Origin of the sequence: Halomonas llamarensis (assembly GCF_023555005.1) — a bacterium.
In the GTDB taxonomy this organism is placed as follows: domain Bacteria; phylum Pseudomonadota; class Gammaproteobacteria; order Pseudomonadales; family Halomonadaceae; genus Vreelandella; species Vreelandella llamarensis.
The window spans coordinates 15699-41582 of the sequence record NZ_JAMJPJ010000017.1 but is presented as its reverse complement, the minus strand read 5'-3'; the positions used below and the strand labels follow the sequence as shown (position 1 = coordinate 41582).

22 protein-coding genes are annotated in these 25884 nt (G+C 57.3%); 10 read left to right on the top strand and 12 right to left on the bottom strand.

From position 1 onward, the window contains the following. Nucleotides 1-2: 2 nt before the first annotated feature. Nucleotides 3-572, top strand: coding sequence for a putative Fe-S cluster assembly protein SufT (sufT, locus tag M8006_RS11220; RefSeq protein ID WP_250082203.1), 570 nt, complete (start codon nt 3-5; stop codon nt 570-572). A gap of 48 nt (nt 573-620) precedes the next feature. After that, complete coding sequence (locus M8006_RS11215) at nt 621-1310, top strand: SanA/YdcF family protein (RefSeq protein WP_250082201.1); 690 nt, start codon at nt 621-623, stop codon at nt 1308-1310. Here M8006_RS11215 and M8006_RS11210 read toward each other — a convergent pair. From M8006_RS11210 to M8006_RS11195, 4 genes are all read right to left on the bottom strand, one after another. Next, nucleotides 1307-1753, bottom strand: coding sequence for a hypothetical protein (locus M8006_RS11210; RefSeq protein WP_250082199.1), 447 nt, complete (start codon nt 1751-1753; stop codon nt 1307-1309). The two genes, M8006_RS11215 and M8006_RS11210, sit on opposite strands and share 4 nt — an antisense overlap. Nucleotides 1754-1841: 88 nt before the next feature. Further along, nucleotides 1842-2750: a 30S ribosomal protein S6--L-glutamate ligase gene (gene rimK / locus M8006_RS11205; protein WP_250082198.1), complete on the bottom strand. Its 909-nt coding sequence runs from the start codon at nt 2748-2750 to the stop codon at nt 1842-1844. A gap of 72 nt (nt 2751-2822) precedes the next feature. Further along, on the bottom strand, nt 2823-3263 hold the full coding sequence (locus tag M8006_RS11200) for an ATP-dependent zinc protease family protein (RefSeq protein ID WP_250082195.1): 441 nt from the start codon (nt 3261-3263) through the stop codon (nt 2823-2825). Nucleotides 3264-3289: 26 nt separating this feature from the next. Beyond that, nucleotides 3290-4342 (bottom strand): DUF3549 family protein, encoded by a 1053-nt coding sequence (locus M8006_RS11195; RefSeq protein ID WP_250082193.1) that lies wholly within the window; start codon nt 4340-4342, stop codon nt 3290-3292. Nucleotides 4343-4629: 287 nt separating this feature from the next. Between M8006_RS11195 and M8006_RS11190 the strand changes: the two genes are divergently transcribed. Beyond that, the gene (locus tag M8006_RS11190) at nt 4630-4962 is read left to right on the top strand and encodes a YqcC family protein (protein ID WP_250082249.1); all 333 of its coding nucleotides are present in this window, start codon (nt 4630-4632) and stop codon (nt 4960-4962) included. Between the two features lie 64 nt (nt 4963-5026). Here the strand turns inward: M8006_RS11190 and M8006_RS11185 are convergent, their stop codons facing one another. From M8006_RS11185 to M8006_RS11155, 7 genes are all read right to left on the bottom strand, one after another. After that, on the bottom strand, nt 5027-5653 hold the full coding sequence (locus tag M8006_RS11185) for an OmpW/AlkL family protein (RefSeq protein ID WP_250082191.1): 627 nt from the start codon (nt 5651-5653) through the stop codon (nt 5027-5029). A 208-nt stretch (nt 5654-5861) separates the two neighbouring features. Then, nucleotides 5862-9518 (bottom strand): bifunctional proline dehydrogenase/L-glutamate gamma-semialdehyde dehydrogenase PutA, encoded by a 3657-nt coding sequence (gene putA / locus M8006_RS11180; protein WP_250082190.1) that lies wholly within the window; start codon nt 9516-9518, stop codon nt 5862-5864. A 125-nt stretch (nt 9519-9643) separates the two neighbouring features. Then, nucleotides 9644-11134, bottom strand: coding sequence for a sodium/proline symporter PutP (gene putP / locus M8006_RS11175; RefSeq protein WP_250082188.1), 1491 nt, complete (start codon nt 11132-11134; stop codon nt 9644-9646). A 250-nt stretch (nt 11135-11384) separates the two neighbouring features. Continuing rightward, nucleotides 11385-14576: a bifunctional proline dehydrogenase/L-glutamate gamma-semialdehyde dehydrogenase PutA gene (gene putA / locus M8006_RS11170; protein ID WP_250082186.1), complete on the bottom strand. Its 3192-nt coding sequence runs from the start codon at nt 14574-14576 to the stop codon at nt 11385-11387. 216 nt (nt 14577-14792) lie between these two features. After that, nucleotides 14793-15617, bottom strand: a complete 825-nt coding sequence (locus M8006_RS11165) for an AraC family transcriptional regulator (protein WP_250082184.1) — start codon at nt 15615-15617, stop codon at nt 14793-14795. A 23-nt stretch (nt 15618-15640) separates the two neighbouring features. Continuing rightward, a complete protein-coding gene (locus M8006_RS11160) occupies nt 15641-16000 on the bottom strand; it encodes a hypothetical protein (RefSeq protein ID WP_250082182.1) in 360 nt (119 codons plus the stop codon). A 281-nt stretch (nt 16001-16281) separates the two neighbouring features. Next, nucleotides 16282-16689, bottom strand: coding sequence for a CBS domain-containing protein (locus tag M8006_RS11155; RefSeq protein ID WP_250082180.1), 408 nt, complete (start codon nt 16687-16689; stop codon nt 16282-16284). Between the two features lie 191 nt (nt 16690-16880). Here M8006_RS11155 and M8006_RS11150 point away from each other — a divergent pair, with 191 nt between their 5' ends. The 4 genes from M8006_RS11150 (at nt 16881) to M8006_RS11135 (ending at nt 20375) form a co-directional block, all read left to right on the top strand. Next, nucleotides 16881-17417, top strand: a complete 537-nt coding sequence (locus M8006_RS11150; protein ID WP_250082179.1) for a YqaE/Pmp3 family membrane protein — start codon at nt 16881-16883, stop codon at nt 17415-17417. Nucleotides 17418-17503: 86 nt separating this feature from the next. Continuing rightward, nucleotides 17504-18373, top strand: a complete 870-nt coding sequence (locus M8006_RS11145) for a DMT family transporter (protein WP_250082177.1) — start codon at nt 17504-17506, stop codon at nt 18371-18373. A 62-nt stretch (nt 18374-18435) separates the two neighbouring features. Beyond that, complete coding sequence (locus tag M8006_RS11140) at nt 18436-19371, top strand: NAD(+) kinase (protein ID WP_250082175.1); 936 nt, start codon at nt 18436-18438, stop codon at nt 19369-19371. A gap of 2 nt (nt 19372-19373) precedes the next feature. Then, entirely contained in the window at nt 19374-20375 is a 1002-nt protein-coding gene (locus M8006_RS11135; RefSeq protein WP_250082173.1) for a metallophosphoesterase, read from the top strand. Nucleotides 20376-20604: 229 nt separating this feature from the next. Here M8006_RS11135 and M8006_RS11130 read toward each other — a convergent pair whose 3' ends face one another. Further along, nucleotides 20605-21519, bottom strand: coding sequence for a helix-turn-helix transcriptional regulator (locus M8006_RS11130; RefSeq protein WP_250082171.1), 915 nt, complete (start codon nt 21517-21519; stop codon nt 20605-20607). 85 nt (nt 21520-21604) lie between these two features. Between M8006_RS11130 and M8006_RS11125 the strand changes: the two genes are divergently transcribed. Genes M8006_RS11125 through M8006_RS11115 form a run of 3 tightly spaced genes read left to right on the top strand, consistent with a single transcriptional unit; the run spans nt 21605 to nt 25856 of the window. Continuing rightward, a complete protein-coding gene (locus M8006_RS11125; protein WP_250082169.1) occupies nt 21605-23608 on the top strand; it encodes a TonB-dependent receptor in 2004 nt (667 codons plus the stop codon). Continuing rightward, nucleotides 23605-24636: an acetylserotonin O-methyltransferase gene (locus tag M8006_RS11120; protein WP_250082166.1), complete on the top strand. Its 1032-nt coding sequence runs from the start codon at nt 23605-23607 to the stop codon at nt 24634-24636. Before M8006_RS11125 ends, M8006_RS11120 begins: the two co-directional genes overlap by 4 nt. After that, nucleotides 24633-25856 (top strand): MFS transporter, encoded by a 1224-nt coding sequence (locus M8006_RS11115; RefSeq protein ID WP_250082164.1) that lies wholly within the window; start codon nt 24633-24635, stop codon nt 25854-25856. Before M8006_RS11120 ends, M8006_RS11115 begins: the two co-directional genes overlap by 4 nt. Nucleotides 25857-25884 lie beyond the last annotated feature (28 nt).

Here is a 25884-nt window from a genome sequence, read left to right as displayed (position 1 = left end):
TTATGGATATTGAACAAATTGCTCAGTTAGAAAGGGGGCAAACGCTGCCGCTCCAGCGCGATGTGGAAGCGATTGCGATCCCTTTTGGAAAGAGCGAAACGCTACCCGAAGATAGTGTGGTCAGCGTGATGCAGGCCAAGGGCAGTTCGGTAAGCGTGGGCTTTGAAGGGCGTCTTTACCTGGTAGAAGGCAACAACCTTGATGCGCTTGGATTAGAGTCGCTGCCACGCCCAACGCTACATGAAGATGCCACGGATGATGAGATTGAGCAGTTTGCCTGGGATCAGCTGCGGACCTGCTTCGACCCGGAAATCCCGGTTAATATCGTCGATTTAGGGTTGGTTTATGGCTGCCGTATTGAGCGCTTGATTAGCGGTGAACGGATTGTCACTATCCGCATGACGTTAACTGCGCCGGGCTGTGGCATGGGCGATGTGATTGCCGCTGATGCACGTAATAAGATTTTGGGCGCACCTCAGATTAGCAAAGTGCATACTGAGATTGTCTTCAGCCCACCTTGGAGCCGATACATGATGAGTGATGAGGCCAAGCTTGAACTGGGCATGTTCTAAATCTTGTGATACTTGCCACTGCTTTACACACCATCGCGTTTTCCAGCGATGAGTTTAAGGTGGTTGGCGTGGTTGAAGCGGGTATTGATGTCGCTAGGGGCCTTGTTGCTGCTGGCGACTTTATTGTTTTTAGTGGGTAATGCTTGGGTTATCGCCCGCACCTCATCGTACATTGAATCAACCGTTACCCAGTGTGGCCCCGAGCGGGTTGGGGTCGTGTTTGGCACCTCAAACTGGACCCGCAGCGGGTTGCGTAACCCGCATTTTCATTCCCGTATGCGTACCGCCGCCGCCCTTATTCATGCCGGTCGCGTTGAGCAGTTGTTGCTTTCCGGTGATAACCGCACACGAGCGTATAATGAACCGCGTGCCATGTGGCAGGAATTAACGCGCCGTGGTGTCGACAGTGAGCGGCTCACGCTCGATTTTGCTGGCTTTAGCACCTTCGATACGCTTGTGCGAGCGCAAAACGTGTTTGTGCTTGACGAGGCAGTGCTGATTACTCAGCGCTGGCATTTGCCACGCGCGGTGTTTATTGGCAGAGCACTGGGGATGGACGTGGTAGGTTGCGTGGCGAACGATAATGCTGTGACGGGGGAGTGGCGCTTAAGATTGCGCGAGTGGTTTGCACGGGCGGCAATGTTGGGTGATCTGTACATATGGCATCGCGAGCCCTATTTCTTAGGGCCCGCAGAACCGGTTATGCCACTAAACGTTACAGAGCCTGTGACACGTTAGCGCTGTGGTTTGCGCTTTTGCAGCCCGTAAAGTTCGCGGATCAGCTGGCGGCAGTTTTTCATGCACTCTTCGATAACCGGCTCGATAGGGTCGGGGAGCGGGTGCGTGAAAAGCGTCGATAGCGCCTGCATTAATACGCGCTCTTGTTCCAAAAGCTCGTTGATAAGCACTTGGCTGTCGTTACCGACAAAGCTTTTGAGCCGACTCCAAAGCCATAGAAAATCGTCGCGCTCGACGTCAGCATCTCGTGGTAGCATTTTTAAATGCGCACGGGCAAGCTCCTGCAGCTTTCTCATCTGCTCTAGGCGCTGCTCGTAATGCGGCTTCAGCGCTTCGCGCAGCGAGGGTCGCAGGCGTTCGACATTATCCTGAAAATAATCAATGCTGTCGGCCAGCGCTTCTAATGCGCTGTCCATCGCCACTTGGCGATTGTCGAGAAACATGAGCGTCTACCTCCTTAGGTGAGGCAGATTGTGGCGGTGCCAGCGTGCTTTTGCCACCCCTTCTATGGATTATTTTTGCTTTTCGTCCTTAGCCTTTCGGCTTGGGCGGCGCTTTACGCGGCGTGATGGCATTTTTCTCGATATAGTCGATAATCAGCCCGGCAATATCTTTGCCAGTGGCCGTCTCAATGCCTTGCAGGCCGGGGGAGGAGTTGACCTCCATAATCACCGGGCCGTGGTTAGAGCGCAGTAAATCGACACCGGCGACTCTCAGCCCCATGGCCTTCGCCGCGCGAATGGCAGTCGAGCGTTCTTCGGGGGTAATGCGAATCACGCTGGCGTTCCCACCACGGTGAAGATTAGAACGAAATTCGCCTTCAGCCGCTTGGCGCTTCATGGAGGCAACGACCTTATCACCAATCACAAGACAACGGATATCCGCGCCTTTGGCCTCCTTGATGTACTCCTGCACCATGATATTGGCTTTCATGCCCATAAACGCCTGAATCACCGACTCCGCCGCCTGATTGGTTTCGGCGAGTACGACGCCGATCCCTTGCGTTCCTTCGAGCAGTTTGATCACCAGCGGGGCACCTTTGACCATCGTGATGAGGTCGGGAATGTCGTCAGGCGAGTGGGCGAAGCCGGTAATCGGCAAGCCCAGCCCCTTGCGGGAAAGCAGTTGCAGTGAGCGAAGTTTATCGCGAGAGCGGGTAATCGAGACGGAATCATTGAGTACGTAAGTGCTCATCATCTCGAACTGGCGCAGCACCGCGCAGCCGTAAAATGTGACCGATGAGCCGATACGCGGAATTACTGCATCGAAGGGCTCAATCTCTTCGCCCTTGTAATGAATCGAAGGGTGGTGCGAGGCAATGCTCATGTAGCAACGCAGCGTGTCGACTACACGCGCCGTATGGCCGCGGTTTTCTGCCGCTTCGACCAGGCGCCGGGTGGAGTACAGATTGCGATTTCGTGAAAGCAGAACGATATGCATAGGAAGCTCCATGCCAGACTAAAGTGATCTTGGCGGCAAAGGGTAGAATGTTTCCGGTGTGGTCGCACCCGGTTAGGGTTCACCGTGTAAAAAAGCAGTCCCAGGGGCAATTAACAACCGACGCATCGCACGGCGCCCAAGGAGCATAGGGTGGCGCATGTCGCTTCTGTCGGTGAGCGACAATTCCACCGGGAAATTCAGCTCGCCCATTTGCATCGGCGTGCGGATGATATAGCGCCATTCGCTATGGCCGTTTGAACTGGTGATGCGTCGCCGGTCGTGCAAATGCAGCTTAACCCGGTGTACTGGCGTGTCGGGGCCGCCGGAGTGAGTGACAAAGCTCACCCATAGCTGGCCGTGTTCATCTTCAGAGGTATGAATATCCTCTGCATGCAGCGCCGATGTTCGAGCGCCGGTGTCGGCTTTGCAGCACAGGTGTAAATTGAGCTCAGGCAGGGTGACCATTTCGCGTCGACCGATCACTGCCTTTGCTTGAAAAGGTAGCTCCTTCACGGTACCTCCTTAATCGTCCATTGCGCTTAAATGATAGACGCAAGCCGCTGTTGAATAGTGGAGCCCTCGGGGGCATCGCGCAATAGCATAATCACCGGTAAGCGTAGCCGCGGAATCAACGCAAGATCGCGAATAGTGGCGCCAAAGTCGCTGCGGTCATCTTCCGCCAGTCGTTTTAGGTAAAGCGGTAAGCGCGCGTTATCTTCCAAGTGCATCCAGCCACGACCGGCAATCGCCGCGAGTAAATCCGGCCCGCAAGCGTGATCATCTTCCAATAGTTGCTGGTACCACTCGCCGACAAACGGTGCCTGGCTGCTACCCACGGCGCGTACGCAAGCGCATAAGGTTTCTACATCGCCTTCTTGCGCTGCCTGCTCGCCGCGGTCGCGTAATACATTCACCAAGGCAGTGGGCAGGGCAGTGTGCTCTAGGCAGTAACAAACCGAGTGCAGCATCTCGATCGGCAGTACCTCAAGGGCGCCGGTAAGTTGCTGCGCCTGCGTGTCATCCATACGCACCACAAAATCGGCGACGCCTTGAAGCCCAAGTGCCTGCCAGTCAATGGTTTGCTGGCGGCTGATATAGGCCTCAACCGGCTCTAGGTGCTGACTGGCAGGCAAACCTAAATCATGGGTTGCGCGCGCGTTGAGCATCGCCTGAAAAGGCAGGCTCGGCGTGAAAGCCAGCGGATTATCCTTCATTAAGTGCTCAACCTCACGGGCGCTCTTATCGCTGATCTGTTTGGCACCGTTTTGATCGACTTCTTTCTTATTCGCATTGCGCCCGAGTGTTTCGAGCAGGCGCTGCAAGAAGGCATCGCGCTGAGCAGGCGATAAATACCCTTGTTCATCAAGCGGCAAGCTGAGAAACCAAATAGCGGGCTCAGGCATATCGCCTAGGCGAAACACAATACCCAAACGCGCGTGTCCTTGCCACGGCTCAGGCCACGGCGCGTTACCGGTTTCAAGCGCTGTCAGTACTTCGCGTGGGCAGGGCACGACCCTGCGACCCATGTGGTAAAACGAAACATCAGCGCCGCTGCGCATAAAAAAGTCGTCAAGCGTATGAATAGGTTGCATGGCTTCCTTCCGCGTTTTGAGCGAGCACTTTACCTTGCCGCTTGCTGAGTGTCAGCCAGTCAGAGTGAAAAAACGGCCTAACGTTTTATGCGGTGGTTAAATAATGAACAGTTACGACGAAAGCCCATGAGTAAGGGCTAAGCGACATCTTTCCATAGTTTATCCACAGGCTCTTACAAGATTTCTGTGAATCTATTCTTCGTGGGGATAATGTGCTCGTCAATCAGGTAGCCGCAATGGTGTCTGGCTGGGATAATATGACCATATTTCTTAAGTGGATCACGATGATGACAGCACATCAGCAATTAGCGCAGGCGTTAGACGAGTTGGAAGCAACGCTTAAAGCGTCGAACCTATGGCGAGTTGAAAAGCCGAGTGCGGCAGATTTCGCCAGCCATCAGCCATTTTGTGTCGACACGATGTCGCTACCCCAGTGGCTGCGCTTTGTGTTTATCCAACGTTTGCAAACATTAGTGGAGGCGAAAGCACCCATGCCAGCGAAGTGCGAGGTGGCACCCGCCATCGCCGCCTACCTGCAGCAAGAAAAGATTCGGGCGAGCGATCAGGTGTTGGTCGTGCGGGCGGTGGAAAGGGTGGATCAATTGGTGACGCAAAACTAAAGCGCTAGCCTAAACACAACAGCCCGCCAAAAGGCGGGCTGTTGTCGTTGTGCGCTGTATCCGCTCAGAAGCGGTAGCTAATACCTGCCATCACCACGACCGGGTCGATTTCGACGGTACCCGCATCAGCACCGCCTACTTTCGCATCGGCGTCGATATCGATGTACCAGGCAGCGGCGTTAAGTGCCCAGTTATCGTCAATCAGTAGGTCGACACCCACTTGGCCAGCTGCACCCCAAGAATCATCGAGTTCTAGCGATGCGCCAATATCGGTTTTTTCGTCGGAGAAGCGAGTGTAATTAATACCTGCACCGATATAGGGTTGCACGCGAGCGTCGGTACCGCCCAACGGGTAGTACTGCAGCGTCAAGGTCGGTGGCAAGTGTTTGGTGGAACCATCGGTCACGCCCTCGACCTGCAAGTCATGCTTAAAGGGCAGGGCGGCTAGCAATTCGACGCCCATCTTGTCATGGAAGCGATAGCCCAGCGTAAAGGCAAAATTGGTTTCAGAATCGACATTGACGTCGACGCCACCGAGGATCTCGCCGTTATCGCTTTTCGGATCTACCTTCGCTACACCCACACGGGTAAAAAAGTCACCCTCACCGTAAGCAAACGCTTGGCTTGAGGTGGTGATGGCAGCGGCGGCGATACCGGCCGCGAGAAGGGTAGGCAGAGCAACTTTGCGCATGGGGACAACTCCTTGCAAGAAACATGGATTACCGCTCGGGCAACCGCGTGTTGAAGACAACCACGTATTCAATATTTAGCATTATAATGGTCGTTTAACGGTCGGATATTGACCTGGCGCAAGTGTTGAGAATCTCCCTGGTACACATAAAAAAAGACCACCCGAAGGTGGTCTTAAAAAAGGTGGTCTTAAAAGAGCGTTGGCGAATCTATTCAGCCGTTGCCAGCAGGCTGGCGTTACCACCCGCTGCAGTGGTATCGATGCACAGATGGCGTTCCACCACGTAGCGATCCGGCGAGATGGTCTGGGTCTCGAGCGGGATGATGGCACCGTCGCGCTTGGTCAGCGCAATGCGCAGTTCGCGGGTCCAGTCGCTGTCGCCCGCCGCGGCAACTGCCGCAATGCCTTTGATCTCGCTCAGTATCGCGGCCGAAACGCTTCCATCGAGTCCTGCCACTGGCGCCCCGGCATCGAACAGCGGCTTCACCGCCTGCTCGGCACCGGGTGCGGCTACGATAGCCGAACAGCCCGCGCCAAGGGCCTGAGCGGCTTGAGCGATGGCGATATCCAGGGTTGGTCCGAGGCATAGAACGGCTCCCTTCGGGTACATCGCCAGGCGGTTGCTTTCACCCGTCGGCCCCGGGAGCGTCTGCGGCGTCATATCCAATGCGGCCGTCTCATTAAGTGCCTTGCGGATCACGCCGCCTTTGCCGGAAAGGGCCTTGCGCAACACCTCGACCTGATTGGTGCGTGCCGCCCAGCTGCGCGCATCCAGCCCATCAAGCGCGGATTGAAGATCACCGAGTGAGACAGTTTTGCCTTCTGGCGCCTCAACATGTTCGGCGTCAGCGGTGCGGCGGAAGCGCGTCACGTAGAGCGGGCCACCCGCCTTGGGGCCGGTGCCTGATAGGCCCTCGCCGCCAAACGGCTGGGAGCCGACGATGGCGCCGATCTGGTTGCGGTTGACGTAGACGTTGCCGACATGGATGCGCTCGACGATCTGCTGCACGCGGTCGTCGATGCGGGTATGCAGGCCGAAGGTCAGCCCGTAGCCCTTGCCGTTGATGGCGTCGACTACCTTGTCGATGTCGCGCGCCTTGAAGGTGGCGACGTGCAACACCGGGCCGAAGATTTCACGTTCGAGATCTTCAATGCCGCCAACGTCGACCACCGCTGGCGTAACGAAGGTGCCGGTGTCCGGCGCCGCCAATTTCTTCAGCACCTTGCCGTTGTTCTCGTGTGCCGCCACATAGTCGTTGATCTCGGTTTGGGCGTCGGCGTCAATTACCGGTGATACGTCGGTATCGGTATTCCAAGGATCGCCAATGGTGAGCGCGTCCATGGCGCCGTAGAGCATATTGAGCAACCGGTCGCGGGCTTCTTCCTGGACATACAGCATGCGCAGTGCAGAACAGCGCTGACCGGCCGACTGGAAGGAGGATGTCAGGATGTCGCGCACCGCCTGCTCGGTGAGCGCCGTGGAATCAACGATCATGGAGTTGAGCCCGCCGGTCTCGGCGATCAGCACGGCATCAGGCCCTGCGTTCTCGGCCAGCGCCTTGTGGATGATCTGCGCCACCGGGGTTGAACCGGTAAAGCAGACACCGGCAATCCGCGGGTCGCTGGTCAACGGGCCGCCTACTGTCGGGCCGTCGCCCGGCAACAGCTGCAGGGCCGCTTCTGGCAAACCGGCTTCGCGCATCAGCTCGACGGCGCGAGCGGCGATCAGCGGCGTCTGCTCGGCAGGCTTGGCAAGCACCGCGTTGCCGGCCACCAGGGCGGCAGCAATTTGGCCGGTGGTGATGGCCAGGGGGAAGTTCCACGGGCTGATGCAGACGAAGATGCCGCGGGCGCTGCCGGGCTCTTCCGCTTCCAGCCGCTCGCCTTCGTTGGCGTAGTAGCGCAGGAAATCCACTGCTTCACGCACTTCGGCGATACCGTCGAACATCATCTTGCCGGCCTCGCGGGTGCAGATCACCGTCAGCTCGGCAATGTGTTCCTCGTAAAGATCGGCAGTACGGCGCAGGACTGCGGCGCGCTCGGCTGCCGGGCGCGCTGACCACGCTTTGAAGCCTTCTTCGGCGGCGTCGAGCGCGGTGGCGACTTCTTCCGGGGTGGCCTCATGTACCTTGCCGATCACCTTTGAGCCGTCGGCGGGGGAGACAGCATCACGTGCCGGGCCCTGGGGTGCCGGGTTGCCTACCAGCATCGGGCCTGCCGTCCAAGTGGCGTCATCAAACGCTTCCCGTGCCTCAAGCAGCGGCAGGATCGAGGCGGGTTCGTTGATGCGATAGCCCTTGGAGTTCTTGCGATCAGGCTCGAACAGCTCACCCGGCTGGCGGATCAAGGGACTTGAGACGTCGTTGCCGAGCTGCTTAACCCCTTCTATTGGGTCTTTTGATACGTCACTTGGCGGAATCGAGCTATCCACCACCTGGTTAACGAACGACGAGTTCGCGCCGTTTTCCAGCAGGCGGCGGACCAGATAGGCCAGCAGGTCGCGGTGGGCGCCGACCGGGGCGTAGATGCGGCAGTGGGTGCCTTCTGACTCCTTGACGATATGGTGCAGCGATTCGCCCATGCCGTGCAGACGCTGAAACTCGTAGCTGTCTTTGTCGTCGCCCGCCATCGCCACGACGGCAGCACAGGTGTGGGCGTTGTGAGTGGCGAACTGCGGATAGATGCGGTCGCGCCGGTCGAGCAGCATCTGGGCGCAGGCCATGTAACTGACATCGGTGTTGACCTTGCGGGTGAAGACGGGGAAGGTCTTGACGCCCATCTCTTGCGACAGCTTGATCTCGGTATCCCAGTAAGCGCCTTTTACCAGACGTACCATGATCTTGCGGTTAAACCGCTCGGCGAGTTCGTAGAGCGTTTCGATCATCGGCGCGGCGCGGCGCCCGTAGGCCTGTACGACCACCCCGAAGCCATCCCAGCCATCGAGGCTGGGGTCGGCCATCAGGGCCTCGATCACGTCGAGGGACAGATCCAGCCGGTCTTGCTCTTCGGCATCGATATTGAAGCCGATATTGGCCTTGGCCGCCTGCTGCACCAACACTTTGGCGCGGGGCAGCAGTTCCGCCATCACCGTGTCGCGGTGGGTGGTTTCATAGCGTGGGTGCAGCGCCGAGAGCTTCACCGAGATGCCGGGGCTTCCGCGTACGTCGCCCTTGGCTTGCTTGGCGATCGCGGTAATCGCCTCGGCATAGGCTTCATGATAACGAACGGCGTCTTCGTCGGTACGCGCCGCTTCGCCCAGCATATCGTAGGAGTAGGTATAGCCCTGCTTCTCGAGTTCGCGGGCACTCTTCATGCCTTCTTCGATGGTCTGGCCGAGCACGAACTGACGGCCAAGAATCTTCATCGACTGGCCAACCGCCTTACGCACCACCGGCTCGCCCATGCGGCGTACCAGGCCACGTAGCGCCCGTGTGGGCCCCTTGGGGTCGTCGTCTAGCACCTTGCCGGTCAGCAATAGCGCCCATGTCGAGGCGTTGACCATCGACGACGACGACTTGCCCAGGTGAGCGCCCCAGTCAGACGGCTCGATCTTGTCGTGGATCAGGTCGTCGATGGTTTCCGCATCGGGCACGCGCAGCAGCGCCTCTGCCAGACACATCAGGCCAACGCCCTCAGTGGTCGAGAGCCCGTACTCGGCCAGGAACGCCTCCATCATCGAGGGCGACCTTTCCTTGCGCACACGCTCCACGTAGTTGGCGCCCACGGCGGCGACTTGCTTGCGGTCATCCTCCGATAGCTTGAGTCGCTCGACAAGCCCGTGCAGCACATCTGCCTCATTGGCGTCGTAGTGGGTGCGAATGCGCGAGCGTAGATCACTCACGTCGCTATGAAGATGATCGTTCATACAGGGTCTCTCCTTGCTGGCCGACACGTAGCGTTACGGCGTCGGCCAGGGTGTAGTCGTTCTCAAACCAACAGAGGGCTCCCGCGGGAGCCCTCTGGATACATTGCAGCTATCCTGCGTGCTTACTAGCGAGTGATATGCTGATATTCACCGGCGTCGGTTGTCGCATTGCTCACCACCAGGATGGCGATGAAGGACGCGATGAAGCCAGGAATAATCTCGTAGACACCGGGGCCGCCCATGAACTCACCGTTCCAGCCCAGTGAGATCCAGATCATGACGGTGACAGCACCCACTACCATGCCTGCGATGGCACCATTGCCGTTCGTGCGTGGCCACATCAGCGACAGAATGATCAGCGGGCCGAACGCCGCACCGAAGCCTGCCCAGGCGTTACTGACCAGCCCCAGAACCTGAGAATTTTCGTCAGACGCAATAATCGCTGCCACTATGCCCACCAGGACCACGCAGACGCGGCCGACGGCGACACACTGTTGCTCGGACGCCTTCTTGTGCAGGAACAGACGATAGAAGTCTTCGGTGAGTGATGAAGACGCCACCAGAAGCTGACTGGAAACGGTGCTCATGATCGCAGCAAGTAGCGCCGCATAGAGGAAGCCGGTAATTAGCGGATGGAACAGTAGGTCCGCCAGGACGATAAAGATCGTTTCTGGATCCTGAATATCCATACCATTACGGATCGCATAGGCCCGGCCGAAGATGCCCAGAGAAACGGCACCAATCAGGGAAATAAGCATCCAGCCCATGCCAATGTTACGGGCAATCGGCACATCCTTCAGTGTCCGGATCGCCATGAAGCGTACAATGATGTGCGGCTGGCCGAAATAACCCAGCCCCCAGGTAACCGCAGACAGCCACCCTATGAAGGTCAGTCCCGATGTCCAGGAAAGCAGGGTGGGATCGACTTCATTCAGGGTTTGTGTCGCCTGGCCGAAACCGCCGCCTCCTTCGCCAAACAGCACAACCACTGGCATGATCACCAGTGCCAGCATCATGATGCAGCCTTGCACGAAATCCGTCATGCTCACGGCCAGGAAGCCGCCAACCACCGTATAAATAAGCACCACGCCCAGTGTAATCATGACGCCCATGGCGTAGTTGCTCATGTCACCGAAGTTATAAATGCCGGAAAACGCGCTTTCAAACAGCTTGCCGCCTGCCACTAGGCCTGATGCGGTGTAGACCGCAAAGAAAATAACGATGACGATGGCGGACACCGTGCGCAGGGAAAGCGCCCGTGTCGGGAACCGGTTTGCCAGAAAAGCCGGAATGGTAATCGCATTGCCATAGTGAACCGTCTGTTCACGTAGGCGAGGGGCGACTAACACCCAGTTGAAAAACGCTCCAACCAGCAAACCGATACCGATCCAGGCGGAGCCCAAACCCGATACGAACATTGCCCCGGGCAAGCCCAGCAGCAACCAGCCGCTCATGTCCGATGCGCCGGCCGACAGGGCCGCTACTTTTGGGCTGAGCGTACGGCCGCCCAGCATATAATCTTCAGAGGAAGAGGTGGCTTTGCGCATCGCATAAACGCCGATGCCGATCATGAGCGCAAAGTAAGCCAATAGACTGATCCAAACACCAATAGCCATGTAACTTCTCCAGTTCGTCAGGACGGAACTAGGTCCGACCGGTTAGCGCGGTTACCGTGTTGAGTCCGGTAGTTGTCCGCATTATTTTTATTAACCCTGTTTTCTATTTATGTCACGAGGCCTAACGAGCGCCCGCCAAAAATAGTGTTAGAGAGGTTTGTGGTGCGTTTGATAGCAATGATCCCAGTATTATTTTTAACCATGAGGTGGTTTCCTGTTCAGGAGTTGTGGTTTGTCGTTGATGAGCTGTTCACTCATCGCCTAGCGCCAACAGCGACGCGTTTCCGCCTAATGCAGCGGTGTTATTAGTCACCGTTTTTTCATTTACAAAGCGTTGTAGATAATGTGGGCCACCGGCTTTGGGGCCGGTGCCGGAAAGGCCTCGACCACCAAATGGCTGAACGCCCACGACGGCACCAATGATATTACGATTAATGTACACATTGCCCACGTGCATTTTCTTCGCTATTTCAGCGGCGAATGATTCATTGCGGCTGTGCACACCAAATGTCAGGCCGTAGTTGCGACCATTGATATCGTTGATGACCTTATCAAGCTCGTTGGCTTTGTAACGTACGATGTGGAGTACCGGCCCGAACTGCTCGCGGGTAAGCGCGTCAATGCTGTCGATAATGAAGGCCGCGGGCGCCACGAAAGTACCGTCCTGGGTATGTTCAGTGACCATCGGCGTCTCCGCGATCAGGCGATTCTCGGCCTTTAACTTTTCGATATGTTCCAGCAAGCCTTTGCGGGCGTCTTCGTCGATGACGGGCCCGACATCGGTTCCCAGGTCGCGAGGGTCGCCAATGCGTAGCTCGTTCATCGCGCCTTTGAGAATCTCGATCACCCGGTCGGCAACGTCGTCTTGCAGATACAGTACGCGCAGTGCCGAACAACGCTGCCCGGCGCTCTGGAAGGCTGACTGAATCACATCCACGACGACCTGCTCGGGCAGGGCGGTGGAATCGACGATCATGGCGTTCATGCCACCGGTTTCGGCGATCAACGTCGGCAGCGGGGCATTTTCCCGTGCTGCCAGGGCGCGGTTAATGATCTGCGCGGTGTCGGTGCCGCCGGTAAATACCACACCGGTAATCCGCGGATCTGAGGTCAGCACGCTACCGACGGTAGGACCGTCGCCTGGCAGTAGCTGCACGACATCCCTGGGCATGCCAGCTTCATACAGCAGTTCAATCACCCGGTGGGCGACAATTGAGGTCTGTTCCGCGGGTTTGGCCAGCACGGTGTTGCCTGACACCGCCGCGGCCACGACCTGGCCGCAGAAGATTGCCACCGGGAAGTTCCAGGGGCTAATGGCCGCGAATACGCCTTTGCCGCCCATCATCAAACGGTTGGATTCGCCGGTGGGGCCAGGAAGTTCAATGAGTTGACCGAAGTCTTCTTCTGCGCGCATGGCATAGAAGCGGCAAAAGTCGACGGCTTCCCGGATTTCATCCACGCCATCGGTCAGTAACTTACCGCCCTCGCGGGAACATAGCGTCATCAGCTCGGCCATATGCGCTTCCATCAAATCGCCTAGGCGCCGCACAATGGCCGCACGTTCAGCAACGGGCGTGGCATCCCAGCACGGGAACGCAGCCCAGGCGGCATCGACTGCTTTGGCGGTTTGTTCCTGGCTCGTCCACTGCACGCTACCCACGGTGTTGCGGCGGTCATAAGGGCTGGTGACGCTATGGGTATTAGCGGCGTCGTCGGCAACGTCAAAGGCGAGCAGCGGCTTAGCAGGATACTGCTTATCCATAAACGCGCTCATCTGCTCCATCAGCGGGTAGTAGTGGCTGCGAATAGTGAGATTGACCCCGCGTGAGTTGCGACGTTTAGGGCCATAAATATTCTTGGGTAGAGGAATGTTCGCGTTGGCCAGATTTTTCTGCTGGCGCAGAGTCTCAATCGGGTGCTGACACAGTGATTTTACGGGTACATCAGGGTCGACCAGCTGGTGTACAAACGACGAGTTCGCGCCGTTTTCTAGCAGGCGGCGAACCAAATAGGGCAGTAGATCCTTGTGGGCGCCTACCGGCGCATAAATGCGGCAGTAGGTGCCTTTCGGTGCGCGCTCAAGGGCAGCGTCGTATAGGGCTTCGCCCATCCCATGCAGCCGTTGAAACTCAAACGAACGGTTGTCGCGGTTGGCCAGCTCCAGAATAGTGGTGATGGTATGCGCATTATGGGTGGCAAACTGCGGGAAAATACGCCCTTTGGTGTCGTTTGATAGCAGGAATTGGGCGCAGGCCAGGTAGGCCACATCGGTAGCAGCCTTGCGGGTGAAGACCGGATAGCCGTCGACCCCAAGCTGCTGGGACTCTTTAATTTCAGTATCCCAGTAGGCGCCTTTGACCAGGCGCATCGGGATCTCATCGCCTTGTTGCTCGGCCAACCGGTTGATGTAATGCAGCACCGGCAGCGCGCGCTTGGAATAGGCTTGCACGACTAAGCCGAATTGCCCCCAGCCTTTGGCGGCTGCGCTTTCGTAAACGGCGCGGAAGACTTCCAGCGAAAGCTCCAGGCGATCAACCTCTTCGGCGTCAATGGTAATGGCCACATCCAGCTCGCGTGCCTTGCTAACCAGCTTGATAACGCTGTCGACCAGCTCGTTTAAGATTTGCTCGCGGCGGCCAAATTCATAGCGTGGGTGTAGCGCAGAGAGCTTGATGGAGACCGACGGCGCCGGGGTTTTATCGCTTAGGGTCTTGCATGTTTTGCCTACCTGCTCAATGGCGCGTATGTAGTCGTCGAAATAGCGTTGCGCATCATCGCGCGTGCGGGCGGCTTCGCCCAGCATGTCGTAGGAATACGTATAACCTTTATTGAACAGGGGATTGGAGCGTTTAAGGGCTTCATCAATATCGCGGCCAAGTACGAACTGCTTGCCCATGATCTTCATCGCTTCGTACATGGCGCGGCGAATGACCGGCTCGCCCATGCGATTAACCAGGCGGTTAATAAAGTTGGCTGGTTGACCTTCTTGAGGTTGGTCCATTTTGAGAACGCGCCCGGTCATTAATAACCCCCAAGTGGAGGCATTGACCATCCAGGATTCACTCTTACCTACGTGGGCTTGCCAGTCAGCTGGGCCGAGTTTATCTTCAATCAAGGCATCGGCGGTGGCTTTGTCGGGGATGCGCAGCATGGCTTCTGCAAGGCACATCAGCATCAGCCCTTCGTGGGTATCCAGGCTGTACTGCTGCAATAGCTCATCAATGGTATCAACGGCCGTATCCATCTTACGGACATCCTCAACCAGCGTTGCCGTGTTGGCTTCGGTTCGGGTGAAATCGTCCTGGTCAGTGTCGAGCAGTGTGATCAACTCGCCAACAAAACGTTCTTCATCGACAACATAATGGTCGCTGACGCGAGCTAATAAGGTGTCGAAGTCGGTTTGCCAGGTAGCAGTGTCACGCAGTTTCTTCGCGTCGAGCATTGAAGCCCCCAAAAGTCAGAGCAGGAACGAATGGGCTACAGGTCGTTATGCCTGCGTTAGTGGACGAATGTAGAGCTAGCTGGCGCAAGGTGCATGTCTAAAGCGCGGCAAAACGTGTCAATTTCATGGCAAGCATATGAAACGTTAGACATTAGTCGTGTGCGTTAGTGGTCAAATCACATTAGTTGAGCTTCTGTAAGCTTGCCAGTGAGCTTGTCAACGGCGCGTTGACTCAATGTGTGTTACCCATGCCGTAACGGGGCAATGCAAAGGGGAAGGGTGAGCATGCTCGCGAAAGTGGCGGGGAGCGATACCGTAGCGACGCCGAAACGCGTGGGAGAGCGCGCTTTGATTGGCAAACCCTGTTTGTAAGGCGATGTCGGTCAACGGCAAGCGGCTTTGTAGAAGAAGCTGACGTGCTGCACTTAGGCGTTCGCGTCGAACGTACTGCCAGGGAGAGAGGCCGGTTTGGGCGCGAAAGCGCGCAGAAAAGTGGGCTTCACTTAGGCAGGCGAGGCGGGCAAGGTCAGCAACGCGCAAATCATCGCTCAGGTGATGCTGAATATAACGGTGAATGTTTGCCAAATTGAGGCGCTTATGCGGCGTCATGGGGTCATCCCCGAGGCGTGATTTTAGCGCGCCGAGTAATGTCACAGCGAGACGGTCGTGGTGAAGATCGTCGCTACGTTGAGGATTTTGCACGATCTCGCTGTCGAGAAAAGCTAAGTAGTGGCGCAAGGCGGTATCGAGAGAGAAAAAACGTGGTGCATCGAAGAGTGCCACCAGTTCGCGATGCTCGCCGGAAAGTGCGGGTGCCTGTTCAGGTAGATCTAAAATCAACTGGCGGTTCTGGGGATTGCCCGAATAATAGTGCTCGTGATTGGCGGGTACAATGCAGCCCGAAAACGCATTGACACGGCCGCCCAGCCCCTCGATTTCAAAATCCGAGGTACCGCACAGGGTGATAACGATCTGATGGAAATCGTGGGCGTGGTGTCGGGTGGCGGTATCGAGAGGCAGGTGGCGAATGGTGCTGAGCATGGCAGTATCCTCGGTAGCACGGCTTATTGTTGGTGTAGTGCCGTGTGCGCCGCGAGGTGGTCACGCAGCGCCTGAAGCTCGTCTTGACCTTTCGTATCCAGCAGCGGTTTGCCTTGGGCGATTTGCCAGCGACGACCATGCTCCTCCATCAAGCGGGCTGCGCGGCGGCGTACGCCGTCAAGGTATTCGTTATGGCGAACGGGATAGCCAATGATCGCATTCCATTCGCTTTCGCTGACTTGGCTGACCAGTGCCTTATCAAAAAGAGCCAGCAGATCTTCTGGTTCCGTGCGGTAACGCGGTGTTCGAGCGGTGAGCAAAATAGCGATCACGCTGCCGATCACTAGCAAACACACGCCGAACACCAATAAATAGAGCGCCATGCAGCGCCTCCAAAAGAGGGGTGGAAAGACGAGTGGTAAAACACACGTTTAGTATACGCTTATGCTGCGCAAGAAAAAAATTTCTAAGCTGACGAACTTCTTCACGTATGGGTGTCTGATTAAGCACAGGCAACAAGTGATAGCCGTCGCTAAAAGTGACGTTAAAAGGTTTTTTAGGTTTGTTGCACTGGCTATTGTTTTCGATCCCTTGCTTCCGCTGCTCAATGAGCAGCGGTTTTTTTTGCTTAAGACAATTGCCAAGAGAAGACAGTCGCCAAGAGTTAATGGCGGCGAATCTTCAACAGCGCAATCAGTATGTCGCGACGGGTGACGATACCCACTAAGCGGGTTTGTTCGACTACCGGGTAAATTTTGGGTTTTGCTCCTAGCATTTCTTGCGCAAGATCGGTAATGCTCTTATTAGGCGTCACACTTAACACTTCATTGCGCATCATCTCCCTCACTAAAGGTGCCTCGCCATCGTTGTAGATGCTATCAAGTACCTGGCCGAGGACATCTTGTTCAGAGATAAAACCGATAAGCCGGTCGGTGCTATCGACTACTGGTGCCCCTGGTAAACGGTGAAGTGCAAGCCCCTGGGCAAGGTTTGTAATCGACGTTTCAGGGGAAACGCGGTAGCAGTCGCGGGACATGATGTCGCGAACGGTATCGGGTTGCTTTTGACTCATGGCTATTCTCCTTAGAACTGACTGACCGCTAGTCTGATGTTTATATGTCGCTTACCGATATCATTTCCTGTGCGTGACAACAAACGGGCTCGCCACGCGTGCACGTACACGTTTACTGTAGTCATACGATGGGTAAGGTTCGAGCATCGCTTTCAACGTTAAACGGTTAACATTTTAAAGGAGCGACTGTTATGGATGCGCGTGAATATTTGAGTCGTAAAGGGGTCGGGCTGGATCGAGACCCCGAGCGACCCAATACACTGGAAGAAAAAGCCTGGGAGCGTGCGCGTGGGGCAGGGCAACAACGCCCGAAAGTCGGCACACCTCACGATTGGGAAGAGTGGGAGCGCTACCACGATGATCTCGCCGAAGATGCCGAGACCATAGAGCAAAAAATTGATAAAAATGCGCACCGTCAAGCGGAACATGCAGGTGCGCCACCCAAGCAGGACGCAAGCGTCCAGCACTTTACGCCCCCGCCATCTTCGTCAAAAACGTCTTCACCTCAAGCCGAGGAGCAGCCCGCAGCACCGTCGACGGCAGAACTTCCCGCTGGGTTTAAAGCCGCTTATATTGCCCTTGCCGTGCTGCTGCCTCCGCTTGCGGTAGGATTGCTCGGCGGGCGTGCTCGCAACGTCTGCATTGCGCTCGCATTGACGTTGCTTGTGTGGGTGCCGGGCGCCATTTACGCCGTGCATTATGCCAGCACCCGGCTAAAGCGTCGTTAACGTGCCGCTGTTTTTACGGTTACCTCTTGGCAGTGTTAAAGAGCCCGGTATAATTCCGTCAACTTGATTTTTATTTGAGGTTTACCATGAGCTATCTGGTTGGCGTGACAGCGCTATGGGCGTTCTCGTTTTCATTAATTGGTGTCTATCTCGCCGGACAGGTGGATAGCTATTTTGCTGTACTGCTGCGCGTTGGGCTGGCTGCCCTGATATTTTTACCTTTTTTACGCCCCCGCCTTTTGAGCGGTAAGCAGCGGGTGACGCTCATGGCAATAGGTGCCGTGCAGCTGGGGGTGATGTATATCTTTTTTTATCAATCCTTTTTGCTGCTCTCCGTTCCCGAAGTGTTGCTGTTTACCATTTTTACGCCGGTTTATATCGCGCTGCTTGATGACATCTTGTTCGGCCGCTTTACCCCGTTTTACCTGCTGACAGCACTCCTTGCGGTGCTAGGGGCGGCGGTGATTCGTTACGACAGTATTGATGGTAGCTTTTGGGTCGGCTTTTTGGTGGTGCAGGGGGCTAATATATGCTTTGCGCTGAGCCAGGTCGGCTACCGGCGTTTTGCCGCAGAGCTTTCGACGTCGCTGCCTTGGCATAATGTTTTTGGCTGGTTTTTCCTTGGCGCTCTGGTCGTGGCACTGCCGGCTTTCCTGCTGTTGGGTAACGCAGCGGCGCTGCCATCAAACGGTTTACAATGGGGAGTGCTGGCGTGGCTCGGGTTAGCGGCTTCGGGCGGCGGGTACTTTTTATGGAACCGTGGCGCGACGATGGTGGATGCTGGAACGCTTGCCATCATGAATAACGCGCTAATCCCAGCGGGACTACTGGTCAATCTGGTGATTTGGAACCGTGAAGCCGACCTAATTCGTCTGGTGCTCGGGGCGCTCATCATTGCGTTTTCACTGTGGCTTAACAACTGGTGGCGGGAGCGACACGGCTATAAAACGGCATAACTCGATTTGCCCGCTGTGATGCGGATAGTGATAATGGGGCCTAATCTTAACGAGCTGGCCTCATGACGCATACGTCTTCATCGCAATCGCTACCGCCAACGGGAACGGCCTTTGCTGATCGACCCTTCAAAACGATTGGCTTGATTGGTCGGTTGGGCAGTCAGAAAGTTGTCGATTCGCTTCGGCGCCTCGTCACGTACCTGGTGGATCACGAGTATAAAGTGCTGGTTGAAGACCGGACGGCGACGGTCATCCCCGATCATGGTCAGCCAGAAGAGAGCCGTCGTGTACTGGGTGAGCTCTGTGATCTAGTCATCGTGATTGGCGGCGATGGGAGCCTTTTGGGGGCGGCGCGCACGTTGTGCCATACCGGCACGTTAATTTTGGGCGTTAACCGTGGCCGACTAGGGTTTTTAACCGATATTTCTCCAGACGAGTTAGAAACGCGAGTCGGCGAGGTATTGGCCGGGCAGTTTGAGCGCGAGGAGCGCTTTTTGCTCGACGCCGAACTCTACCGTGGCGGTGTCGCGGTGGGCAAAGGGGAAGCACTTAATGAAGTCGTCGTGCACCCGGGTAAGGCGGTGCGGATGATCGAATTCGAGCTCTTCATTGATGGCCAGTTTGTTTACAGCCAACGCAGCGACGGTTTAATTGTGGCCACCCCTACTGGCTCAACGGCTTATGCGCTCTCTGGCGGCGGCCCCATTATGCACCCCAAGCTTGATGTCGTGACGTTAGTGCCGATGTTCCCGCACACGCTGTCAAGCCGCCCAATCGTGGTCGATGCCGCCAGTGAAATTCGCATTCACATCGGTGAGACCAATCAAACCTATCCACACATCAGCTGCGATGGGCAAACCCGCTCAGTTGCCAAACCGGATGATGTGCTGATCATCACCCGCAAACCGCAGCGCGTTCAGCTAGTGCATCCGCTTGGGCACAATTTCTACGAGGTGCTGCGCAGTAAACTGGGGTGGAGCAACCGGCTGGGAGACTGAGCATGGCGGTAAGTAAGACCGAAGGCTACGACCTTATCGGCGATATTCACGGCTGTGGCGCGACACTTGCCGCGCTTTTGGAAAAGCTCGGGTATACGCAGCATGGCGGCGTCTATCGCCACCCACGGCGCAAAGTGATTTTCCTTGGTGATTTGATTGACCGCGGCCCACGCATTCGCTTGGCGGTTTCGATTGCGCGACGCATGGTGGAAGCAGGCGAGGCGTATATCGTCATGGGCAACCACGAATACAACGCCTTGGCCTACTGTCATCCTGCACCGGCGACCAGTGGTAAGCGCTGGTTGCGCGAGCATACGCCGCGCCACAACCGCATCATTCAGGATACCTTAGAGCAGTACCGTGATCACACCAACGAGTGGGACGATACCCTCGCCTGGTTCAAAACAATTCCCCTGTTTCTAGAACTTGACGGTATCCGTGTGGTGCATGCCTGCTGGGATAACGCACTGATTGCTGAATTACGCCAGCGCAGCCCCAATGCCTGCATGGACGAGGCTTTTTTGATTGAGTCCACCAACCCCTCGACGCAAGCATTTCGGATTCTTGATCGCTTAACCCGTGGCACGCATGTTCCGTTACCCAGCGGTATTGAAATCCACTCCGGTGATGGTTTTACGCGTAAGAGTTTTCGCACCCATTTTTGGAGCCAAGCGCCGCAGGTGTGGGGCGACGTGGTATTTCAACCGGATAACTTACCCGGTGATTTGGAAGCGCGCCCTTTGACTGACACTGAACGCGCGCGACTGAGTTACTACGGCCCGGATGAGCCGCCGCTATTTATTGGGCACTACTGGTGTGAAGGGATTCCCGCTTTACCCACCGCCAATATTGCCTGTTTAGACTACAGTGCGGTCAAATACGGACGTTTGGTGGCGTATCGATGGAGTGGTGAAACCAAACTGAGCGCCGATCATTTTGTGTGGGTGCGAGTGCCCAAAGAAGAAAACGTTTTACCCCAACACTGGGAAGTGGATGCCGTCTGAGCAGCGTTTTTGAAAATATACATATTGTTACATATTTCTGTCGCAATGGCTGAACTTCGTTCGCTTTGCGTTATCAGAGTAAGTGTTCCCTTGAATGATCCCTTGCTTTTACCCGGCGGTTCCCCCCGCCGGGTTTTTTCTTGTGCGCCAGGTACGGCACAGCTCGTTGAATTCAGCGGCGAGCCGTGACGCGGTGGCGGGAGAGAGTTGAAAAGGCCATCGACCGTTATCAACTTTTGCGCTGTTTAATGGCTTTAGGGGCATAACCGAAGTAGCGCGTGAAAGCTAAACTGAAGTTGCTAGGGTGACGATAGCCCGTGGCGTAGGCAGCCTGAGCGACCTGTTGGCCGCTTTCCAGCAGTGCATGGGCGTGACGCATGCGCTGTTGATGAAGAAAGTGCTGAGGTGTCGTGCCAAACATGCGACGAAACCCCTGCTTGAGTTTCTGTTCCCCTAATCCTACCCGAGCCCCTAAATAAGCCAGCGTTAATGGACGGTCTAACTCGTTGAGAAGAATCTCGTGGGCCAGAACGATGCGTTCGACGTCGGCGGTGGCGATGGGCTGTGTATGGCGGGGTTCCGGTAGCAGCGCTTCGAGCTGTTCTCCCAGCAGGCTTAGGGCGTGAATGTGCTTCTGGATACGAGCGCTATCTGTTTGAAGGGAAACCTGGAGCGCCTGAAGATGCGCGCGACTGCCCGCTGACGTGGGCTGAAACGCCAGTGATCGAACGCCCTTAGAGGCGGGGAGTGCTGACTGATAACGCTCCCCCAAATAGCGCGCTAGCCAGCCGGTGCTGGCAACAAGGCGTAGCTGAAGCACCGCCTCACCTTCCGGTATATGACGTTCTCCTTGGCTATGGTCAAAGGCGGTAACCGTGGTGTGGCCGTGGTGAAAATCGACACGCGGCCCCCAGCGCTCTCGATAATCAGAGTGGCCTTGCAAACCGAAGGTAATAATCACGCCCGCCCCCGTATGAGGGGTATGGCTCTCTTCGACCAGCGCTTGGCGAGCACGATAGCGGGTGAGCACCACCGAGAGGCCATCATCTAGAACGCAGCAGTGGGAGCCTTGCAGAGGCCTATCGGAGGGCAATGGTGTATCGCTATGCATAAGAAGTGAATTGGTTTGCATATGAATGAGCATGATAATTGATATCGTTTGTCGCTAGCCTACTCCCTTAAGCACTCCTGCGCCAGTAGGAGGCAGAAACAGCGTTTAAGGGGGAACGATGCAGAGCAAAGGGCTAAAGAAAGGGCTAAAGAAAGTCGCAGTTATGCTCGTGGTGGGAGGCTATGGTGCGATCAGCATCGCTCAAGGGGAAGGGCTGCCTGTGGTGAAGGTGACGGCCAATAAGGTAGCCCAGGCCGAAGAGGAGGTGCCGTCGAGTCTGGCGGTGATCTGGGGCGAGACGCTAGCTGATACAGGCGCTTCCCATATCACCGAATTAGCGCACTATACGCCTGGGTTGAGTTTTCAGCCCTTTGGCCAGTCGGGTACCGCATTGCCGGTAATGCGCGGGCTGACCTCGGGCGCCACGGCTTTCTCTTCATCGGTGCTAATGTTGGTCGACGGTGTGCCGGTGGTGAGTGGTCAAGGGTTCGACCACAACCTGTTGGGCGTGGAGCGGGTCGAAGTGCTGCGCGGGCCCCAGTCAACTCTCTATGGTCGCAATGCCGAGGCCGGAGTGATTAGCGTGCATACCCGTCCGCCGGATGAAGGTCCTTATGCCGAGGTGGAGGCGACGCTGGGAAGCCGTGATCTAACCTCGTTACGCGTCGACGCCGCCCAGCCGCTGGTGCCCGAACGGCTCTACCTGGGCATCCGCGGCGAGTGGCGTCAGCGGTACGGTTTTGTGGTGAACCTGGCGGATGGGAACGAAGCGGATGACCGCCAGCGCCAGAGTGGTCGCCTGAGCCTACGCTGGCTACCGGCACAGGATACAGACGTTACCCTGCGCTATGGTCGGCTGGACTATCGCGATAGCGCTGCCCCCTGGGGGCGAGCCGAAAGTGAGCCACGCCGCGTGATATCGGTTGATCCTGGCAGCAATGACTCGTCCGGTGAAGATGCCTCTCTGGATGTGCGCCATGCACTGACGCCAGATCTGACGCTACGCACTATTACCGCTCGACGGGAAGTTCATGACCGCGTCACCCAGGACACCGATCTGACGCCAGCCCAGCGTTTTGCCGTAGGCCGCGACCAGTGTTTGACCACCCTTTCGCAGGAACTGCGCCTGGAGCGTCAGGGCGAGGAGGGGCAAAGCAGTTGGGTGCTGGGCCTTTACGGCGACCGCGATGATCATCAACTACGGTTCGAACAAAACAACCCGATGGGGATCCAGCGCAGTGAGGCGACGCTAGAGGCTGAAAACCTGGCACTGTTCGGGCAGTGGACGTTGCCGCTGGGCCAGCGTTGGCGCCTGACACCAGGCCTGCGCTTAGAGCAGAGCCGGGTGGCGTTGACGCCCCAGGGAGCCGGGCAACGCAGTGAGCGCTGGAGTGATGTTACCTCGCAGTTGGCTCTGCAGTACCGTCTGGGTGATGACGACTGGCTGTATGCCCGCTATGCCGAAGGGTTTCGTGCCGGTGGTTTCAACGCCTTCTCGGCGCAGAGTGGCTACCCCGGTTACGCTCCAGAAGAAGTTACTTCCTATGAGCTGGGTATTAAGGGGACGGCGTTTTCGCAACGACTTCGCTATGGGCTCGCCAGTTACTGGATGACCATTGATGACATGCAGGTGCAGCAGGTTCTCCAGCCCGGCAGCGTACTGATCACCAATGCCGCCGCCGCACGCTCGCGGGGTCTCGAACTGGATCTTGACTACCTGCTGGGCGGACATTGGACGCTCCAAGCGGGCCTGGCCCTTAATCGTACCCGTTTTCGTGAGTTCAATGATCTTAGCGGTGACCATGCCGGTCACCATAACCCCTTTGCGCCCGATATTAGCGCTCGTCTGGGGCTGCGCTACGACTCGCCTCAGAACTGGTATGCCCAGGCCAATCTCAGCGGCATGAGCAAAACCTACCTGGATGCGGCCAACCGCTTCAGCCGCCCTGGGCATGTTCTGCTTGATGTGGCGGGAGGTTATCGCCATGGGCCATGGCAATTGGGGGTTTACGTAAACAACGCGACTGACCGGCGTTACGACGCCGTCGGCCTGCTCAATGGCAGCGTGCGGGAGTACAGCCCGCCCCGTGAGGTTGGCCTGCGCTTGGGGGTGTCGTTATGAACCATGCTGGCGACCTCCTTCCCCATGCACTGCAACCCTATTGGGATCTAGCGCTGGCCTCCGTGCAGGCCGAGGCCCTGCAATTGGCGCTGGAAGAGGGGCTCTTCGAAACGCTTCAGCAACCTCACTCGGCGGCGACTTTGGCCAACGCCAGAGGGTGGCGGCCAGTGAGCGTCGAACACTGGTTGACCCTGCTGTGGAGCATGCGCCTTATCGACCGGCATCGAGATGCCGCAGGTGAGTGGCGCTATATCAGCACTCACGTTGCACAGCGCTACCTGGCATCTTCTTCGCCGTTGTACTGTGGCGAAGCTTGGCGCTTTCGGCTCGCCTCGCTGCGAGACTCTGGCGCAGGGCTGTCCGAGGGGTTGCACGAACAGGGGCGGTCAGCGACGCTAGCCAGCGGTGAGCGCTGGGCCGCGGCGGCACGTAGCCATCTGGCACGTGAGCAGATATCGGTGACAGCGCCTGCCGCCTGTGAAGTGGTGGCACAACGGATGTCGCCTGAAGCAGCCTGGCGGCTGCTGGATCTAGGCGGTGGCCCAGGGCTAGTCGCCGTCGCCCTGGCTAAGGCGTTTCCGCAGATGAGCGGTGTGGTCTTTGAGCTACCCGAAGCTGCCGATGTCGCTGCGCAACACATCGCCCAGGCTGGTCTGGCATCACGTCTCGAAGCGCGGGGCGGGGATGTGGTCAGGGATGGCGTCGGCACCGGATATGACCTGATCTGGTGCTCCTCGGTGCTGCACTTCGTGCCGGATCTCTCGGCTTGCCTGGCCAAACTGCATGCCGCGCTGAAACCCGGCGGTGAGTTGATCTGCGTGCACGCTGAAATTCCTGACGAACCCGAGGCAGCCCGCCGCATGCTGTCCTACTATCTGCCGCTGCTGTGGCAGGGGCGCCGGGTGACTCAGGCCGGTGAGCTGTGTGAGGCACTGTCTGCGCAGGATTTTGAGGTGTGTGAGGAGCGCCCGATTACGCTTCCTATGGCGCCCGCCACGGCCCTGGTGGCACGCAGGAGGGTAAAATGAACCGCTCTCTGATGGCTAAGCAACTGGCGTTCGGCTGGCTCCACTTCGCCTTAGCCTTGCCCAGTATCTATCTGCTGTTGGGAATGCCCCTGGTACTGCGCGAGCAGGGCTGGAGCGGTACCCAGATTGGCCTACTGCAATTGGCGGGCCTGCCAGCGGTGCTCAAACTGGTGATGGCGATTCCCGTTGAGCGCTACCGCCTCGGGGGTGGAGGCTACCGCGCCTGGGCTGGCCTGCTTGGGTTGCTGTTGGGCTTGGCGTTGCTGGGGTTAGCGTACGATTTTCCACTCGCGCAGCCGTCGCGCTTCTATGCCTGGGTGCTGCTGATCAGCTGGTTGGCAACCTGGGCAGATGTGCCCGTTAACGCGCTGGCGATTCGCTGCCTGCCCGCCCAAGAGCGGCTACGCGCCGGTGGGATTCGTTCGGCGGCGCTGTTCCTGGCTGCAGTGGTGGGCGGTGGCCTGCTACTGGTGCTGCACCAGCGAGCGGGTGGGGCGGCTCCCTTCGTGCTGATGGCGCTGCTACTCGCGTTGGGCGTCATTATGTTATGCGGCAGGGTGGTGACTGCAGAGGCAGAAAAAGAGCCGGAGGTATTGGCCGTTTCGGAACGCGGCGATGGCGGGGCAATGGGCTTCTTCCACCAACCTGCCGTTGGTGTCTGGGTAGCGTTGTTGATGTTGCTCTTTCCCTTCGTTGGCGCTGGCTGGGTTTATCTCAAACCGCTGATGCTCGACCTGGGTATGCCAGTGGAGCAAGTTGCCTGGTGGGTGGGGGTTGGCGGTGGCGTAACGGGCGCCCTGGCGAGTCTGGCGGGGCAACGGTTGGCACGAGGTATTGGGCTTGGCCGAGCGGTGCCGCTGTTCGCAGGCTTGGGAGCACTGGCCTTGGCGACCTTGGGGCTGGTGAGCCACATGGCGGCCGGGCAGTCGCTATGGTTGTGGGGAGCGGGCCTGATAGCTTGCGCCATGGGAGCGCTATCGGGCGTAATGTTCGGCCTGATGATGCATTTCGCTCGTGCGGGGCGCCGGGCGTTGGATTACGGCCTACAGGCAAGTCTATTTACCTTGTCACGCCTAGCCGTGCCCGTGCTAGCGGGTATTGTGCTTGACAGGCTGGGCTACCCGGCTATGTTCACGGCGCTAGCCCTATGCATGGCGGCGGTAGTGGTGCTGGCGCTACTGGGGAGTAGGAGGCTTGAGGCCGTGCTTCAGCGTCCTTGACCTCCCCAACCAACTGCGCCGGTATAAA

Excerpts from the sequence above, each read along its gene's own strand:
- sufT (WP_250082203.1), top strand. The coding sequence starts at position 3 with ATGGATATTGAACAAATTGCTCAGTTAGAAAGGGGGCAAACGCTGCCG.
- M8006_RS11215 (WP_250082201.1), top strand. The coding sequence starts at position 621 with ATGAGTTTAAGGTGGTTGGCGTGGTTGAAGCGGGTATTGATGTCGCTA.
- M8006_RS11210 (WP_250082199.1), bottom strand. The coding sequence starts at position 1,753 with ATGTTTCTCGACAATCGCCAAGTGGCGATGGACAGCGCATTAGAAGCG.
- rimK (WP_250082198.1), bottom strand. The coding sequence starts at position 2,750 with ATGCATATCGTTCTGCTTTCACGAAATCGCAATCTGTACTCCACCCGG.
- M8006_RS11195 (WP_250082193.1), bottom strand. The coding sequence starts at position 4,342 with ATGCAACCTATTCATACGCTTGACGACTTTTTTATGCGCAGCGGCGCT.
- M8006_RS11190 (WP_250082249.1), top strand. The coding sequence starts at position 4,630 with ATGACAGCACATCAGCAATTAGCGCAGGCGTTAGACGAGTTGGAAGCA.
- M8006_RS11185 (WP_250082191.1), bottom strand. The coding sequence starts at position 5,653 with ATGCGCAAAGTTGCTCTGCCTACCCTTCTCGCGGCCGGTATCGCCGCC.
- putA (WP_250082190.1), bottom strand. The coding sequence starts at position 9,518 with ATGAACGATCATCTTCATAGCGACGTGAGTGATCTACGCTCGCGCATT.
- putP (WP_250082188.1), bottom strand. The coding sequence starts at position 11,134 with ATGGCTATTGGTGTTTGGATCAGTCTATTGGCTTACTTTGCGCTCATG.
- putA (WP_250082186.1), bottom strand. The coding sequence starts at position 14,576 with ATGCTCGACGCGAAGAAACTGCGTGACACTGCTACCTGGCAAACCGAC.
- M8006_RS11165 (WP_250082184.1), bottom strand. The coding sequence starts at position 15,617 with ATGCTCAGCACCATTCGCCACCTGCCTCTCGATACCGCCACCCGACAC.
- M8006_RS11160 (WP_250082182.1), bottom strand. The coding sequence starts at position 16,000 with ATGGCGCTCTATTTATTGGTGTTCGGCGTGTGTTTGCTAGTGATCGGC.
- M8006_RS11155 (WP_250082180.1), bottom strand. The coding sequence starts at position 16,689 with ATGAGTCAAAAGCAACCCGATACCGTTCGCGACATCATGTCCCGCGAC.
- M8006_RS11150 (WP_250082179.1), top strand. The coding sequence starts at position 16,881 with ATGGATGCGCGTGAATATTTGAGTCGTAAAGGGGTCGGGCTGGATCGA.
- M8006_RS11145 (WP_250082177.1), top strand. The coding sequence starts at position 17,504 with ATGAGCTATCTGGTTGGCGTGACAGCGCTATGGGCGTTCTCGTTTTCA.
- M8006_RS11140 (WP_250082175.1), top strand. The coding sequence starts at position 18,436 with ATGACGCATACGTCTTCATCGCAATCGCTACCGCCAACGGGAACGGCC.
- M8006_RS11135 (WP_250082173.1), top strand. The coding sequence starts at position 19,374 with ATGGCGGTAAGTAAGACCGAAGGCTACGACCTTATCGGCGATATTCAC.
- M8006_RS11130 (WP_250082171.1), bottom strand. The coding sequence starts at position 21,519 with ATGCTCATTCATATGCAAACCAATTCACTTCTTATGCATAGCGATACA.
- M8006_RS11125 (WP_250082169.1), top strand. The coding sequence starts at position 21,605 with ATGCAGAGCAAAGGGCTAAAGAAAGGGCTAAAGAAAGTCGCAGTTATG.
- M8006_RS11120 (WP_250082166.1), top strand. The coding sequence starts at position 23,605 with ATGAACCATGCTGGCGACCTCCTTCCCCATGCACTGCAACCCTATTGG.
- M8006_RS11115 (WP_250082164.1), top strand. The coding sequence starts at position 24,633 with ATGAACCGCTCTCTGATGGCTAAGCAACTGGCGTTCGGCTGGCTCCAC.